General features: G+C 42.2%; 13 protein-coding genes. 6 read left to right on the top strand and 7 right to left on the bottom strand.

All coding sequences use genetic code 11. The annotated features are described in order from the left end of the window. The first annotated feature begins 89 nt into the window (after window positions 1–89). The 4 genes from MKY93_RS07220 to MKY93_RS07205 all read left to right on the top strand — a co-directional run bounded on the left by MKY93_RS07220 (window position 90) and on the right by MKY93_RS07205 (window position 4,394). Window positions 90–1,397, top strand: coding sequence for a hypothetical protein (locus MKY93_RS07220; RefSeq protein ID WP_340758641.1), 1,308 nt, complete (start codon window positions 90–92; stop codon window positions 1,395–1,397). Continuing rightward, on the top strand, window positions 1,354–1,866 hold the full coding sequence (locus MKY93_RS07215; RefSeq protein ID WP_340758640.1) for a hypothetical protein: 513 nt from the start codon (window positions 1,354–1,356) through the stop codon (window positions 1,864–1,866). The genes MKY93_RS07220 and MKY93_RS07215 overlap by 44 nt, the downstream gene beginning before the upstream one ends. Window positions 1,867–1,881: 15 nt before the next feature. Further along, window positions 1,882–2,463, top strand: a complete 582-nt coding sequence (locus MKY93_RS07210) for a hypothetical protein (RefSeq protein ID WP_340758639.1) — start codon at window positions 1,882–1,884, stop codon at window positions 2,461–2,463. A 71-nt stretch (window positions 2,464–2,534) separates the two neighbouring features. Beyond that, window positions 2,535–4,394, top strand: coding sequence for a recombinase family protein (locus MKY93_RS07205; protein ID WP_340758638.1), 1,860 nt, complete (start codon window positions 2,535–2,537; stop codon window positions 4,392–4,394). Between the two features lie 18 nt (window positions 4,395–4,412). On the opposite strand, the gene MKY93_RS07200 is transcribed toward MKY93_RS07205, so the two are convergent. Next, entirely contained in the window at window positions 4,413–6,680 is a 2,268-nt protein-coding gene (locus MKY93_RS07200; protein ID WP_340758637.1) for a DEAD/DEAH box helicase, read from the bottom strand. Beyond that, a complete protein-coding gene (locus MKY93_RS07195; RefSeq protein WP_221836823.1) occupies window positions 6,673–7,050 on the bottom strand; it encodes a YppE family protein in 378 nt (125 codons plus the stop codon). The genes MKY93_RS07200 and MKY93_RS07195 overlap by 8 nt, the downstream gene beginning before the upstream one ends. 185 nt (window positions 7,051–7,235) lie before the next feature. On the opposite strand from MKY93_RS07195, the gene recU reads away from it, so the two are divergent. After that, window positions 7,236–7,877, top strand: a complete 642-nt coding sequence (recU, locus tag MKY93_RS07190; protein ID WP_340758636.1) for a Holliday junction resolvase RecU — start codon at window positions 7,236–7,238, stop codon at window positions 7,875–7,877. Beyond that, a complete protein-coding gene (locus MKY93_RS07185) occupies window positions 7,874–10,573 on the top strand; it encodes a transglycosylase domain-containing protein (protein ID WP_340758635.1) in 2,700 nt (899 codons plus the stop codon). Before recU ends, MKY93_RS07185 begins: the two co-directional genes overlap by 4 nt. A 221-nt stretch (window positions 10,574–10,794) precedes the next feature. On the opposite strand, the gene MKY93_RS07180 is transcribed toward MKY93_RS07185, so the two are convergent. The 5 genes from MKY93_RS07180 to MKY93_RS07160 form a co-directional block, all read right to left on the bottom strand. Further along, window positions 10,795–11,130: a YpoC family protein gene (locus MKY93_RS07180; protein ID WP_340758634.1), complete on the bottom strand. Its 336-nt coding sequence runs from the start codon at window positions 11,128–11,130 to the stop codon at window positions 10,795–10,797. Further along, a complete protein-coding gene (nth, locus tag MKY93_RS07175; protein ID WP_340758633.1) occupies window positions 11,127–11,774 on the bottom strand; it encodes an endonuclease III in 648 nt (215 codons plus the stop codon). Before nth ends, MKY93_RS07180 begins: the two co-directional genes overlap by 4 nt. Window positions 11,775–11,782: 8 nt before the next feature. After that, window positions 11,783–12,496 carry a DnaD domain-containing protein gene (locus MKY93_RS07170; protein WP_340758632.1) on the bottom strand — a complete coding sequence of 238 codons (714 nt, stop codon included), beginning with the start codon at window positions 12,494–12,496 and terminating at the stop codon, window positions 11,783–11,785. 62 nt (window positions 12,497–12,558) lie between these two features. Continuing rightward, on the bottom strand, window positions 12,559–13,752 hold the full coding sequence (locus MKY93_RS07165) for a pyridoxal phosphate-dependent aminotransferase (protein ID WP_078816473.1): 1,194 nt from the start codon (window positions 13,750–13,752) through the stop codon (window positions 12,559–12,561). 37 nt (window positions 13,753–13,789) lie between these two features. Further along, window positions 13,790–14,269 carry a cell wall elongation regulator TseB-like domain-containing protein gene (locus MKY93_RS07160; RefSeq protein WP_009497114.1) on the bottom strand — a complete coding sequence of 160 codons (480 nt, stop codon included), beginning with the start codon at window positions 14,267–14,269 and terminating at the stop codon, window positions 13,790–13,792. Between the last annotated feature and the right edge of the window lie 563 nt (window positions 14,270–14,832).

Genomic DNA, 14,832 nt, shown 5'->3' with positions numbered 1-14,832 from the left:
AAGCTTGACTCAAATCGATGTCTTATTTAAGAGTTTTAGTTAGAAAGAAACCTTGTTACATTTCTCATAACTACAGAGGGGTTGATATATTGCGAAACATAAAGCATGAGCAAATACCAGAAGGTATTGATGATTACATTTTTAAGTATAGATACTCCAATCACTTAAAAGCACACGGCTACAGATATTCAGGTAATAAGCAACAATTAGTTGAGAGAATTGAAAATATGTTTAATGATGATATATTTTATAATAGCTTTCTAGAATTCGTTAAATTAGAAATTAGTAATGGGAAGAACAGACAAATATTTTTCTCTCGTTTTGAAATTTCTGGCTTAGCTATATTAAAGGATGTAACCACAGTCAAGAACAACCTAAGAGCTAATGAGCTTCCTTCAGACAACTTCAATGACCTACTTAGGGATGATTTAGAGGATGGTAGTTTAATTTACTTAAATATATTGAGTAACAGTGAAGAACCTAGTAAAACAGAAAAAATAGAGCTGTGTTTTTATAAAGAGGTCGAACCTACCGAGGATTATACCGGTGATAAAGATAAATTCACCGATTACATTTGGGTAGAAATTAATACCAATGAACAATACGTAATAGTTAAAGTAAAACCTCATACACAACAATATGTCTCTAATTACCATACTTCTAAAAAAACCTATGAATATATACTGGAAAGACTGAAAACTATTTTTTCCTTAAAACGCTCAAATATGATTTATTTTAAAGAAGTATTTTATAAAATGTTTAAAGAGTTTACTGAGGCTGCTGAAGAACCTTTCAGGCAAATAGTTAATCAGAAGAGAGAAGAAATATTTAGATTTCAAGATACTTTTTTACCTTCAGTTGGAATATCAAGTGACTCAGATATTAATGATATAACCAATAGGTACATGCGTTTGATAGAAAGAAATCTCATCATTAATGACATACATAATTATTTACGATACCATATTGATAGAGCAGGTGTAATTGATAGAATTTCTTTGACAGATTTATCAGGTGCCTCTGCAAATGTGTTATCAGGAGATAGTGACGGGTTGGATGTTGCCAATATCTACTTTGATATTAGAGAAACGATTGACGAAATTAAAAAGCTGGATAAAGTATGGATAAAATGGTTCTCAGGTCAAATAATTTCATCTTCTGCTTTACAGGTACAACAACAGCTAGAACTATTTGAAGTTGAGGAGCTTGAGGAAAGTGAAGAAGAGCCTGAACAATCTACCCTATTGGAAGATGAAGAGTCCAATACTATTATTACAAGATTAGAAGTTAATAAAGACTATGTAGTTATTAATTTCCTGAAAAAATACTGGATAAGTAAGGAGGTTCAGGATTATGTACTTTCCATCATTAAAGAATTTGAAGAAAAGACAAGTTAGCGATCATGACATTGATATATTTGATTGGTGGCTAGCTACTAGAAAACCTAACACCCGACATTATTTAAACCCTTTGCAATTTAGCATTGACTGCAATATCGACAGTAGTTATTCACTTGAATTATTTTCGTATTGCACTTATGAAGAATCAATTAGCTTGTTTTCAGTAAGATACGTTGCAAGGTGCCCAGTTTGTCAAACAGTTCTATTAAAACATAATAACGTCTTAAACAAGTCCAAAATACCAAAGCAATGTTATGAATGTGGAAGCAATTTAGCAGAAGATATAGTCGTTGATCATCTTGATGTTTACTTTTCATTACTTAAATTCCCAGAACGCCCTTTAGCTCATACCTCTCCACCTGTAGGTGTGGGGAAGGATAACGTACAAACCCTACAAGGAGCCCAAATAATTGAGAAGATCAACGGCAACGAAGTTATTGGAAAATTATTTTCATGCTTAAATTAAGATGAGGTGTCACATTTGAAAAGAAAGTTTGAGCTTTCTATGTCTTCCTTAATATTACTTTCTATCGCAATTTCTATACTAACCATATCTGTAACTCTGTCTATTATATTTTTATTTAATTATTCTCGGAATAATTATGAAGTTATACCTCCTATTATAGGTAGTTTAGGCAACGTGATAGGAGGAATTATGGGAGGTATTGTAGCATATTTGGTAGCGACATACCAAGTGAATAAAAATATTGAATTAGATGGAAAGAGAACTATTTCTTCTAGCTTTTCTTTACTGCGATTAATTAAAACAGAACTTGTAAGCAATAAAAAAATATTAGAAACATTTAAGGGCGATGTAGAAATTGGAAATAATCTATCAGCATTAGAATCTATCTCACTAGATAATTGGATAAGATGTTCTGATAAGTTAGGTATAGAAGTTTCAGATGATACTATTAACAGTTGCCATCGTTGCATTACCAAGTTAGAAGCTTATAAAAAGACATTAAATGCAATTCCAGAACAGCATACAAATGATCTAATTTCATCAATAGATTCTACAATACAATTAATCGATAAAGATATAAAAATTATGTCTATATAAATAAATTTGTTTATAACCACTCACCTGCCGGTGAGTTTTCTTTAAGAATAAAAAAGAACGTACATTCTAATTTGATTTACGATAATAATCATAGGGGTGATTTCTCTGAGAGCAGCCATCTATATCCGCGTATCAACCAAACTCCAAGAAGATCGATACAGCCTAAACGCTCAGACAACCGAGCTAATCCGATACGCCCAATCACAAAACTGCACATAGTCGATATTTTTAAAGACGTAGACAGTGGAACCAAGCTGGACAAAGACGGCCTGGAAGCAATGCTGGATCAGGTGGAAGACGGTAAGATCGATGTCGTCCTCTGCATAGAGCAGGACCGACTCTCCCGTTTGGATACAATCAAATGGGAATACCTAAAAGGTGTGCTTCGTGAGAACCGTGTCAAGATTGCAGAGCCAGGAAACATTGTGGATTTAGCGAATGAAGATGATGAATTCATTTCCGATTTGAAAAACCTTCTCGCTCAAAGGTCAAGACGGGATTTACTTCGTAAGATGATGCGTGGAAAACGTCAGAAGACTCGGGAAGGTAAGGTATGGGGTAAGCAGCCGGAAGAGTACCATTACAACAAGGATACCGAGGAAATCACGGTGAATGAGGAACGTTCTTGGCTGATCCCCTACATCGATGATCTGTACATTGAGAAACGGCTTGGCGCTACTGCCATTGCGAAAGAGCTGAACAAGATTAGCAAGACAGCTGATTGCAAGCGATGGACAAGCCAGCAAGTACTCAGCAAGCTGAAGAACCCTGCATATCATGGCGTGCTGCAGAAGTCTTTCAGCAATGGGGAAACCATTACTGTACCTAACGTCTATCCCCCACTTCGTACTGAACTTATGTATGCCCGTATCCAGAATGAACTCAGTAGGCGATACCGTCGCAAACCGGCAGACCCCCATTTTCTTCGAGATGTGAAAATTGTTTGTGACTCTTGCCAGAAAGAAATCAGCGTGAAGAAACAATATACTTACAATAAAGATAAGTCACAGAGATACGGCTTATATGTACTGACCCATACTAACCAAGAGACATATCATGCATGTCAGGTAAAACCAACTATTAATGATAAACGCATCAAGCACCGCATCACGAAAGCCGTTAAGGACATCCTGACCGATACTAGTAAGATTGCTGAGTATATCGACTCTGATTTCGATGAGGCTGAGCTGGTACGTCTGGATGCCGATGTAAAGCGATTGGAGAAAATGAAGTCTGATGTGCATTCCAAGATGGACAAGCTGCTGGATCTCTATCTAGATGATAAATGGTCAAAAGCAAAATTAGACGAACGTCATAAGTTGTTGGAGAAACAGGCACAGCAAATTCAGAATGACTTGAAAGAGCGAAAAAGAAAGCAGTATTTGATTCAGAAAGATAAGTTAAACTTTGATACAGTTGCAGAGTTTTTCGGTGTGGCCAGCCGTTTTGAAGAACTGCTCGATCCAGTTGATCAGCAGAAATTGATCGGTAGCCTGTTCCCTTCTGCTACGTTACAGGATAATCTGTTGATTCTGCATGCCCTTCTGCCGCAAGAAGTGAATGTAGATGTAAAGATAAGGATTGAATCAATGGAGGAAGCGATGGAGCGTGAAGTATTGGAGAATGCCCGTGAGCGATATGCCAAGGCGCAGAAGATACTTACTGAACATCGGGGATTGTCGCTTGAGGCGTTAGGTAAAATGGTTGGCAGCCAGTCGTCGACGTTGAAGTTGGATCAGGAACGTTTCGGTCCGTTCAAACATTTAGCACCTAACAAACAATGCCCTGACTTGAAAAGGCAGCGAGTGATCATGTTACAAAAAGAATTGAGAAAAAATCCGGAACAGAGCGGACGGCAACTAGAGAAGTGCACAGGGATTAACCGGAAGATGATTTATAAACTAATGGAAGAAGAGGAGTCGAAGCGTTGACCGCCTCGACTCCCCTTTTCATTTGACCAAATCTCTTAACAACTGTTCGGCATTCAACTTATTCTGTGTCTGCCCAGCTTCCTGTGCTCCAATACAGATCGGACATCCAATTTCACAGCGGCAATCATTAATATGTTCTGCCGTCATGCTTAGCAGCTCATCCCAGCGGTTAAAAATATTCTCACTCAGTCCGATGCCCCCTGGGTAACTATCATAAATGTAGAAAGTCGGCTTTTGTGTATGTGTGGCCTTCACCTGCGGGACGACGTGTATATCGCTTCGATCACACTTAACGAATAAAGGTATAAGCGACTGGATGGCATAGGCTGCCGCACCCATGGCGTCCGTCAGATTGGATTTTCCCCACCCTTCCGGTACATCGAATGCAAGCCAAGTACCATTCGTATGCAATTCCTCTGCTGGAAGCGATATTGGACCCGAACCGATATTGTCGTGGTTATTTCCAAACTTAATCTTCTTAAAAATCGTCGGGATCGCAAGCACCGCCAAATCACCAAACGCATACGTCCGTTCTCCCGCGTCCTGCCTCTTATCTTCACTAATCACTTTCAATTCCACCGCTAAATTCGCATCTGTGAAATAGTCGACGTCTACGACCGTGACATATGCCTTTTTCTCTGTCCAGTCCAATTTCTCCACTTGATACTGCGTACCTTGATGCAAATAAATCGCTTCCTCATGCAAAAGTGTCATCGCGCTGAAACGATCCATTTCTCCAATGACCCGGGTTTCTTTCGGAAATGACTGATCGATGATAACCACATTTTCCTGTGAAGCAGATCGCAAGCTGATTTCTCCTGCTGGAAAACGATCCGTCATCCAGTGCCATTTATCCGATGTTTGCATTAGCACGCCTTCGCTCTGCAAAAATGCCAGCAGTTCCTGCACTTCGAACTCACCGTATGTTTCTGTTGAAGAAAACGGCAATTCAAATGAAGCACATTTCAAGTGATCCATTAAAATCAACATATTATCCGGATGAATATGAATTTCTTCAGGCTGTTGACCCAGCAAATACGACGGATGTTTAATAATGTATTGATCGAGCGGCATAGACTGCGCTACATAAATAATCAACGCATCTTCCTGCCGTCTCCCCGCTCGTCCTGCCTGCTGCAGGGCACTTGCTATATTTCCCGGATATCCCGTCATGATACAGGCTTGCAGCTGACCGATGTCGATTCCAAGCTCTAAAGCGTTCGTGCTGACGACCGTGCGTATATCACCGTTTTTCAGTCCGCTTTCAATTTTTCTGCGCTCCGTCGGAAGATAGCCTCCGCGGTACCCCATCACCGTCTCATCAAATAACTTCTTTTTCGTCAGTTCTTTCATATACGTAACGAGCATTTCTACGCGGACCCGGCTGCGTGCGAAGATAATCGTCTGAATATGCTGCTGATAAAGAAATGCGCCTAAATCCCGCACTTCAAGGACCGCACTTCTTCGTATGCCAAAGACATCATGGACAATCGGCGGATTGTAGAAAACGAAGTGTTTTTTTCCGCGTGGTGCGCCGTTTTGATCGATGAGCACCATTTCCCGATTCGTTAAGTTCTCGGCTAATTCTTTCGCGTTTGAAATCGTAGCAGAGGTACAAATGAAAATTGGATCACTGCCATAAAACCGGCAAATGCGCTGCAATCTCCTCAACACATGCGCGACATGACTGCCGAACACTCCTTTATATGTGTGAAGTTCATCCACCACAATATATTTCAAGTTCTCAAACAATGAGATCCATTTCGTGTGGTGAGGCAGGATCGCCGAATGCAGCATATCGGGATTGGTCAAAATAATATGCCCGGATTTTCGAACTTTTGCCCGTAATCCTGGTGCCGTATCCCCATCATACGTATGGCTTAAAATCGTCTCCCCGCTATCTTCGATCAATTCATGCAAATCCGCCAATTGGTCTTGCGCCAATGCTTTGGTCGGAAATAAATACAATGCGCGCGAAGAAGGATTATCCAAGATGGATTGCAGCACGGGCAGATGATAACAAAGCGACTTCCCTGACGCTGTCGGAGTGATCGCCGTAATCGAGTTGCCCTTACTGACTGCGTCGAACGCTTGCCTTTGATGGCTATAAAGCTGGGAAATACCTTTTCCCGCCAACGCTTGTCGAATGGAAGGATGCAAAGCAGGCGGAAATTCAGCAAGTTTTGCTTCTTGCTCCTTCAACGTTTCGATATAGGAAATATTCGGCCCAAAACGTGGATCAGCAAATAATCGTTGAATGGTTTCAGGTATATTTTGTTTATTCATTCGGACGGCCCTCTCCGGTTTCATTGCCCATTGCATTCAAAACAGTCTGCAATGTATAGCGCGCAGCATTGATAGATAAGATAAAACGCTTCTTCCCGGTCTCTTTATAAAAAGATTGGACGACAAATTGCGTCATCGAATCTTTTAATGAATCGATCTGCACTTCATGAACATATCGTGGTTTAGCAACCTTGATCCAAACCTTCATATCCGCAGACCAATCCGCGATCGCACGATGGCTGCGGTCCGCATAAGGCTTCACTTCTTCAAAAAACTCCGGTGAATGATCGGTTTCTCTCATTGTATAAAAACGCTGCTCACATTCGTCACAAATGGCAAGCAAGCTCTTTGTCTCTTCAACTAAACTCATCATATAAAACTCCTTCATCACTCTATGCTTATCTATATTTTATCAGAAAGCCAGCCCCTACTCCACTTATTACGAACAAGTATTCCGCAAGTTATTTTTCAAAGCTTTACATTGCTGTGAAACTTTCTTTTTGGTAACTCGTCTAGTAGTGGGTATGGTATGATTAAGAGCGCGAGGTGGTCACATTGGCGATTCGTTATCCTAACGGAAAAAAGTATAATCCGTCCGTACCAGCAGCAAAAAAGAAAACCTTTGCCCACTCCTTCAGTAACCGTGGTAAATCATTGGAAGACGAACTAAACGACACGAATGAATATTATTTGGCTAATGAAAAGGCGGTAATCCATAAAAAGCCGGTCCCCATTCAAATAGTCAATGTCCGATATCCAGCTAGAAGCGCGGCAGTCATTACGGAAGCGTATTTCCGCACACCTTCCACTACAGACTATAACGGGGTCTTTAAAGGCCGCTATGTGGATTTCGAAGCGAAAGAGACAAAGAATAAAACATCTTTTCCTTTGCAAAATATTCATTCGCATCAAGTGCTTCATATGAAGCACGTAATAGATCAATTGGGCCTTGCTTTTTTTATTATTCATTTCAGTTCACTTGACAGATACTTCTTATTGCCGTTCGAACAATTTCACCCTCTATGGAAACGTATGGAAGACGGCGGAAGAAAGTCGATCACATTGGAGGAAATGGAAGAGCGATCCATTGAGATTACAACAGGTTACCAACCCAGGCTAGATTACTTACAAGCCGTTGAACAATGGCTTCAACGCGAACGAATAGATCAAGACATTGAAAGGCAGGAAAAAGCATGAGTGACAATATAAACTCAAGAACCGCTAGAAGGAAGCAAGAGGAAGCGAAGCAAAGAAAAAAGCCTCGTAAAAAAGCGCCTAAAGGATGGTTCAAGAAAATCATAATGGCGGTTGTCATACTAGGTCTCGCCGTCTTAGTCGGAGGCGCTTCATTGTTCGCCTATTATGCGAGTACAGCACCTGATTTAGATGAAGAGCTTCTAAAAGATCCGCTCACGTCCAACTTTCTAACAAAAGATGGAGATATATTCTTGAAATTTGGTGCGGAGAAACGAGATTATGTACCGTATGATGAAATACCCGAACAAATGAAAAATGCTATTTTAGCAACTGAAGACATCCGTTTCTTCAAACATCACGGGTTGGATTTCTATCGTCTAGGCGGAGCAGTACTCGGAAACTTACGAAGCGGTTTTGGTTCCCAAGGTGCTTCTACACTCACGCAGCAAGTAATCAAAAACTCATTTTTAACGGATGAAAAGACATTAAAAAGAAAAGCTCAAGAAGCTTGGCTTGCGTTTAAATTGGAAAGAGAGTATTCAAAAGAAGAAATTTTCGAAATGTATTTCAATAAAATATTAATGTCCGGTAACCGATATGGTTTCGGTACAGGAGCAAACTATTTCTATGGCAAGAAGCTCAATGAATTGGATTTGCAAGAGACTGCAATGCTTGCAGGATTGCCTCAATATCCGAATGGCTATAATCCGTTCAAACATCCAGAACGTGCGGAGAAGCGCCGAAACATCGTGTTGACACTTATGTACCGACACGAAAAGATCACAAAAGAAGAGATGGAAGCAGCTAAGAAAATACCTGTCACAGCCACTTTATTACCTGAAGAAGAACGTCAAGCGAATGGTAAGTACCCTGCCTACGTAGACGCCGTATTGGATGAGCTAGAGGAAGCTGGTCTATCCGATTTATTGGCAGAAGGCATCACGGTACAAACCTCACTCGATCCTAAAGTACAGGAAACAGTAGAAGCCGCCCTCGATGATCCGAGTTATTATGAATCGGAAAAAATGCAGGCGGGCATGACCGTGCTGGATACAAAAACCGGTGCCATTGTCGCTGTTGGCGGAGGACGTGAGTACGCGGGACGGAACTTGAACTTCGCGGAGCAAAAACGTCAACCTGGTTCAGTCATTAAACCTATTCTCTCTTATGCCCCGGCAATTGAGAACTTCAGCTGGTCTACAGGTCAAACAGTTGTAGATGAACCATATAAATATAAAGGCACGAACAAATCCATCAATAATGCAGACGGACGATTCCTTGGGTCATTGACAATGCGGGAGGCATTATACTATTCCAGAAATATTCCTGCCGTTAAAACGTTCGAGGAAGTCGGAGCAAAAAATGCCAAAGCGTTTGCTGAGACACTTGGCTTACCTTATGACACGATCAATTCCAGCGACGCATTGGGCGGTGGCGGCGGATTCTCCACTGTGCAAATGGCCGGTGCCTATGCTGCATTCGGCAATGGCGGGATTTACACGAAACCACATGCCGTGACGAAAATCACGCTACGTGATGGGAAAACAGAGAAAAATCTTCGTCCAGATCCCGTGACGGCGATGAAAGATTCTACAGCGTATATGATTACAGATATGTTGCGTGACGTCTTAACTTCTGAAGGAACAGCTATAAACGCTGCAATTAGCGGAATGGACATCGCAGGTAAAACCGGGACGACCAACTACTCTGCCGATACGATGAAAAAGCATAATATGAAAAACACAGACGTACCCGATACTTGGTTCACAGGCTACACGACGGAGTATACGATCTCCACATGGGGTGGCTATGCGGATTATGTAACGCCAATTACAACATATGATAAAGGCCGACACGTACCGCAAAAATTATTCAAAACGGTCATGAGCAGCATTGCAAACAATCCTGACCGATTCACACAGCCAAACTCAGTGGAAGAAGCAAAAATTGTCAAAGGCAGTAATCCACTCGCCTTGGCTAGTTCGTTCACTCCGAGCAATTTAGTGCGGACGGAATTATTCGTCAGGGGAACACTTCCTACCATACAAGAAGTGCCAGAACAGATTGAATTGCCGAGTCCAACTGACTTGACCGCACAATTTGATGCCGATTCAAATTCCATTGAATTGCAGTGGAATTATGACGTTCCAGATGAATTTGAAGATCTTGGAGATCCTGAGTTCAACGTTAGCGTATCGATTGACGGAGGCGCAGCGCAAAGTATCACAACTACTGCCGATCACCAAGCAGTCTTCCAGGGAGCAGAATTAGGCAAGACCTATACATTCAGCGTGACTGCCAGCATGGGTGGCTATACAAGCGGCGCGACTTCCACCCAACTGCTGCTAGAAGGAGCAGATGAGCCGGACGTCGAAGAGGAGCCGGATGAGGATCCAGACAATGAATTTGAAGATCCAAACATTGATCAGGGTGATTCTGACAACGATGGCCAACCCGATCAAAATAACCCAGGTAATCCCGACCAAGACAACTCAAATAACCAAGGAAACCAGGGTAACCAAGGCAATCAAGATGGCCAAGGAAATCCGAACGATCAAGGCAACCAAGGGAATCAAGGGAATCAAGGAAATCAAGGGAACGAGGGGAATCAGGGCAACCAAGGGCAAGGGAATCAAGGCCAAGATTCCAACCCTTCTATATCCACCCCGAATTCTTCACAATCTAACAATAACTAAATAAAAGCCGCCCGAGAAGTCATTTTCACCTGACTTTTCGGGCGGCTCTTTTTTGTGTCGGAAAAGCTGTTTATCAGTTTCAAGGTGTTGAAATATAGGCACGAAATCGGGTTGGTTTCGTTAACGGCACTTTAGTGCGTATCTACATTCAATGAAAAAAGCTGTCTCTGAAAGTCATTTTGACCCTCAGTGACAGCTTCTCCTTGTTTTGAACCTATATATTACCGCCGCACACGCAGTCGGGCTGCTTTCTTCTTTACTTCATCGTAGAGCATGTTCAATTGAACCAATGCATAATGACTTGTGTTTTGAAGTTTGATAAACTCTATGCGTTCCGTGTAATTATTCGGCTCCAACACATACTGAATTCTGTTTGTATGTGGATGTTCTTCCGTTCCGCTCTGCTCGATTAGCCGTTCCAATTGTTCAATCGCCGGCTGCAGTAAAAGCATGCGGCTTTCATCCCGCACTGCGTAGGCTTTCTCAAGATTCGGCTTCTGTTCGTTCCACAACTCGAGTGTTTGTCTTACCGACTCTTTAAGTTCTTCATGATTCATTTCGCTTTCATCCTTTTCTGACCTTCCCTGCACAAATGCAATAGCGGGCATTCCGGACAGTTTGGATTTTGTGCTTTACAATGATAGCGTCCGAAGAAAATGATTTGATGATGCGCCTGCGTCCACTTTTCCATCGGCGTCCAACGCATAATTTTCTCTTCCACATCGATGGGACGGTCTTTCCAACGATTCATGCCGAGCCGTTTTGCAACGCGTTCCACATGCGTGTCCACCGCTAAGGCTGGGACGCCGAACGCGTTGGATACTACGACATTTGCAGTTTTCCGGCCAACGCCGGGCAGTGTCATCATGACATCGCGACTCGCCGGCACTTCCCCGCCATGTTCTTCAATCAATATCTCACTAAGCGCTTGGATATTTTTTGATTTATTGCGGTAGAGACCGATCGAACGAATGTCTTGCTGTAATTCCTCAATGGAAACTCCGAGATAATCTTCCGGGACCGTATACTTTTGAAATAGATCAGCAGTTACGCGATTCACCAATACGTCAGTGCATTGGGCGGATAATAACGTTGCGATAAGTAACTCGAACGGATTTTTATGCACGAGCTCACAATGAGCATCCGGAAACATCTCTTCGAACGCTTGCAGGCAGACTTGCCATTGTGTTTTTGTTAACATAGTATCCCCTATTCTCGTTCTTCCAACCAATTATAGAAAGGTACACGTTTTATAGATTTTTTTGTCGTCTGCTGTGTTACCGTAGCAGCCGCGACAGGACGGAACGATTGAACTTGCCTTTCAACATCTTTCATCGTTCGTACATTTTTCTTTTTCCATTCAAATAAAATGCGGTCGATGTAGCGTAAGCTCATCTTTTGGGCCAGTACGGCTTCCCTCAATGCGGCGCGGATAATTTCAGCCGAGTGGCCATCCTTATCGATCCACATCCCGATTGTTTCACACTCCATAGGAGAAAGAAAACGTCCGAATTCTTGCTCGAATAAAGAGAAGATTTCCCCTTCATCATTTTGTTGCTGTTGCTCTGTTATCTGCGCCTGATTTTTCGCGATAATTTCTAGTAGTCGTTCCCATAGAGGCAGTAAAGAAAAGCGCTCGTGCAAAACTTGATGTTCGTCCGTACTTTGTACAATCGAAAAAATTCCTTTTTGCATCAAACGTTGTAAAGAGTCCGTTATATCCTTCTCTTGCTGCTGCATACGGTTCGCAATATCGGTCGGAGTAGGAAAATGTTTTCCTTCTCCTTGAAATGCGATAATATGCAAAATCACCATGGCGTCACTATCTGAAATCAGCAGTTGTTTATAATGTTGAAAAAAGAGCTGGGAAATAGAGACATTTCCCTGCTCAATCCAAATTTTCAGCCGCTCATCTTGTTGCATGTATGAAACTTCCTCTCATCAGCAAATGAAAATTTGCTTCCGTACTTTCCAAAGGGTGAAGGTTAAGCCTTCCAGTGATCTTTTACAAACTTTTCAATACGTTCCAAGCCTTTTTCAAGCTGATCGATCGATGTAGCATAGGATAACCGAATCGTCGTGTCTGATCCAAAACCGGACCCAGGAATTACCGCTACATTTGCTTCTGTCAACAGTGCTTTTGCGAATTCGTCGACGGACGCAAAGCCGGTATGCTCCAGTGCTTCCTTTACGTCAGGCAAGAAATAGAATGCGCCTTGTGGTTTCAATACATGGAAACCAGGAATAGCGGAGAGCTTCGGATAAATCTGATTCATACGGGATTCAAAAGCAGTACGCATGACTTCGACTGCATCTTGCGGACCGTTATATGCTTCAATCGCCGCATATTGTGATGTTGTTACAGGGTTTGAAGTCGAGTGGCTCGCCAAATTCGTCATTGCGCCCACAACGCTAGCGTCACCCGCGATATAGCCAATGCGCCAGCCCGTCATCGAATGGGACTTCGATACGCCATTAATGATGAATGTACGCGCTTTTGCGTCTTCCGTCAATTGTGCAATGGACACGTGCTGCTTGCCATCATAAACAAGTTTTTCATAGATTTCATCCGAAATGATCCAAATGTCTTTTTCACGGCATACATCCGCGATCGCCTGCAATTCTTCTTTCGTGTAGATCATGCCTGTCGGATTTCCCGGCGAATTGATGATGACGGCTTTGGTTTTCTCCGTTATCGCTTCGCTAATTTGTGCTGCCGTCACTTTGAATTGTTCAGCTGCCGTCCCCTCGATAAATACCGGCACGCCTTCTGCCAACTTTACTTGTTCTGGATAGCTCACCCAATAAGGTGATGGGATGATAATTTCATCGCCTTTATCCAGCAATACTTGAAACAAGGTAAATAGTACATGCTTCGCACCAACGCCAACCAGTATTTCATTGCGTTCATACGTCAACCCTTGATCTGTTTTCAATTTGCCAATTATCGCATCTTTCAATTCCGGAAGACCGCCGGCTGGAGTATATTTCGTCTTGCCATCTTTCATCGATTGATAAGCTGCTTCCAAAATGTTTTCAGGCGTATTATAGTCCGGTTCGCCCGCCCCGAGTCCGACGATATCAATGCCGGATGCCTTCATTTCTTTTGCTTTCGCAGTAATCGCTAGTGTTGTAGATGGTGTTAAAGTACTTACTCTCGATGCTAATTGTTTTCTCAAATTGACCGCTCTCCTTTAATCCTAATTCAACAGTAATCTATAAATGCATAATTCGCTTTTGCCACTTGCCATCTTTAAAATTAAGATAGACATAATTCAAACTGTCATCTTCCCCAAGATATGTCACTTCCCAAAAAAGGTTTTCTTTTTCCATTCCGAGTGAAGTGTGTAGGATCTTTTGGACCTTATCTTCTTTTTTAACGATGTCTGCGGCTTGTTGCTTTGTAATGCCTGTAGAGGGCGTAATCGTACGGACGACTTTTCCTGCTTTTTCATCCACTAAAATTACTTTGTTCTTGCCTTTTTCATCTGTACCATAAACAGAGACCAATGCGGCGGTGCCATGATAAATATCTGCCCGGTCCACTGTCGTAAGCGCTCCTTCACTGAGCACGAGATCCATCGCTGCATCTCTTGTAGAAGCAAATGGCTTTTCAGCTTGATAAAAAACTATGATCGTAATCGTTACAAAAAGGGTGAATAAAAAGATGGATAAAAACTTAATCCAATTGAGCATAAGCAACCCTTCCTGTCGAATGAACCGCCAATTTTTTTCGATTCATTTTCTAACCTACTTTCGATTTTGGTACAACCAATTTTGAGACATCTAGCTTTAAGCGCCAGCCTCTCGGGTCGTTTCGGACTTAAATTAAAGGTAAAAAACACCTTTATTTTCAAGCCCTCCAACGCCTGTCCAGGCTAGACGGCGCTTTACACTTTTGCATCATCCAGTTTCAAGCGCCAGCCTCTCGGGTCGTTTCGGACTTAAATTAAAGGTAAAAAACACCTTTATTTTCAAGCCCTCCAACGCCTGTCCAGGCTAGACGGCGCTTTACACTTTTGCATCATCCAGTTTCAAGCGCCAGCCTCTCGGGTCGTTTCGGACTTAAAATAAAGGTAAGAAGCACCTTTATTTTTAAGCCCTCCAACGCCTGTCGAGGCTAGACGGCGCTTTACACTTTTGCATCATCCAGTTTCAAGCGCCAGCCTCTCGGGTCGTTTCGGACTTAAAATAAAGGTAAGAAGCACCTTTATTTTTAAGCCCTCCAACGCCTGTCGAGGCTAGACGGCGCTTTACAC

The sequence above is a fragment of the Sporosarcina sp. FSL W7-1283 genome (assembly GCF_038003105.1).
Taxonomy (GTDB): Bacteria; Bacillota; Bacilli; order Bacillales_A; family Planococcaceae; genus Sporosarcina; species Sporosarcina newyorkensis.
The sequence above is the reverse complement of the archived record's forward strand: the minus strand, read 5'-3'. Positions and strand labels throughout refer to the sequence as shown.

What these genes read in the sequence shown, in the direction of transcription:
- MKY93_RS07200 (WP_340758637.1), bottom strand. Translation starts at nt 6,680, where the DNA reads ATGAATAAACAAAATATACCTGAAACCATTCAACGATTATTTGCTGAT.
- MKY93_RS07170 (WP_340758632.1), bottom strand. Translation starts at nt 12,496, where the DNA reads ATGCAACAAGATGAGCGGCTGAAAATTTGGATTGAGCAGGGAAATGTC.
- MKY93_RS07215 (WP_340758640.1), top strand. Translation starts at nt 1,354, where the DNA reads ATGTACTTTCCATCATTAAAGAATTTGAAGAAAAGACAAGTTAGCGAT.
- MKY93_RS07185 (WP_340758635.1), top strand. Translation starts at nt 7,874, where the DNA reads ATGAGTGACAATATAAACTCAAGAACCGCTAGAAGGAAGCAAGAGGAA.
- MKY93_RS07160 (WP_009497114.1), bottom strand. Translation starts at nt 14,269, where the DNA reads ATGCTCAATTGGATTAAGTTTTTATCCATCTTTTTATTCACCCTTTTT.
- nth (WP_340758633.1), bottom strand. Translation starts at nt 11,774, where the DNA reads ATGTTAACAAAAACACAATGGCAAGTCTGCCTGCAAGCGTTCGAAGAG.
- MKY93_RS07180 (WP_340758634.1), bottom strand. Translation starts at nt 11,130, where the DNA reads ATGAATCATGAAGAACTTAAAGAGTCGGTAAGACAAACACTCGAGTTG.
- MKY93_RS07195 (WP_221836823.1), bottom strand. Translation starts at nt 7,050, where the DNA reads ATGAGTTTAGTTGAAGAGACAAAGAGCTTGCTTGCCATTTGTGACGAA.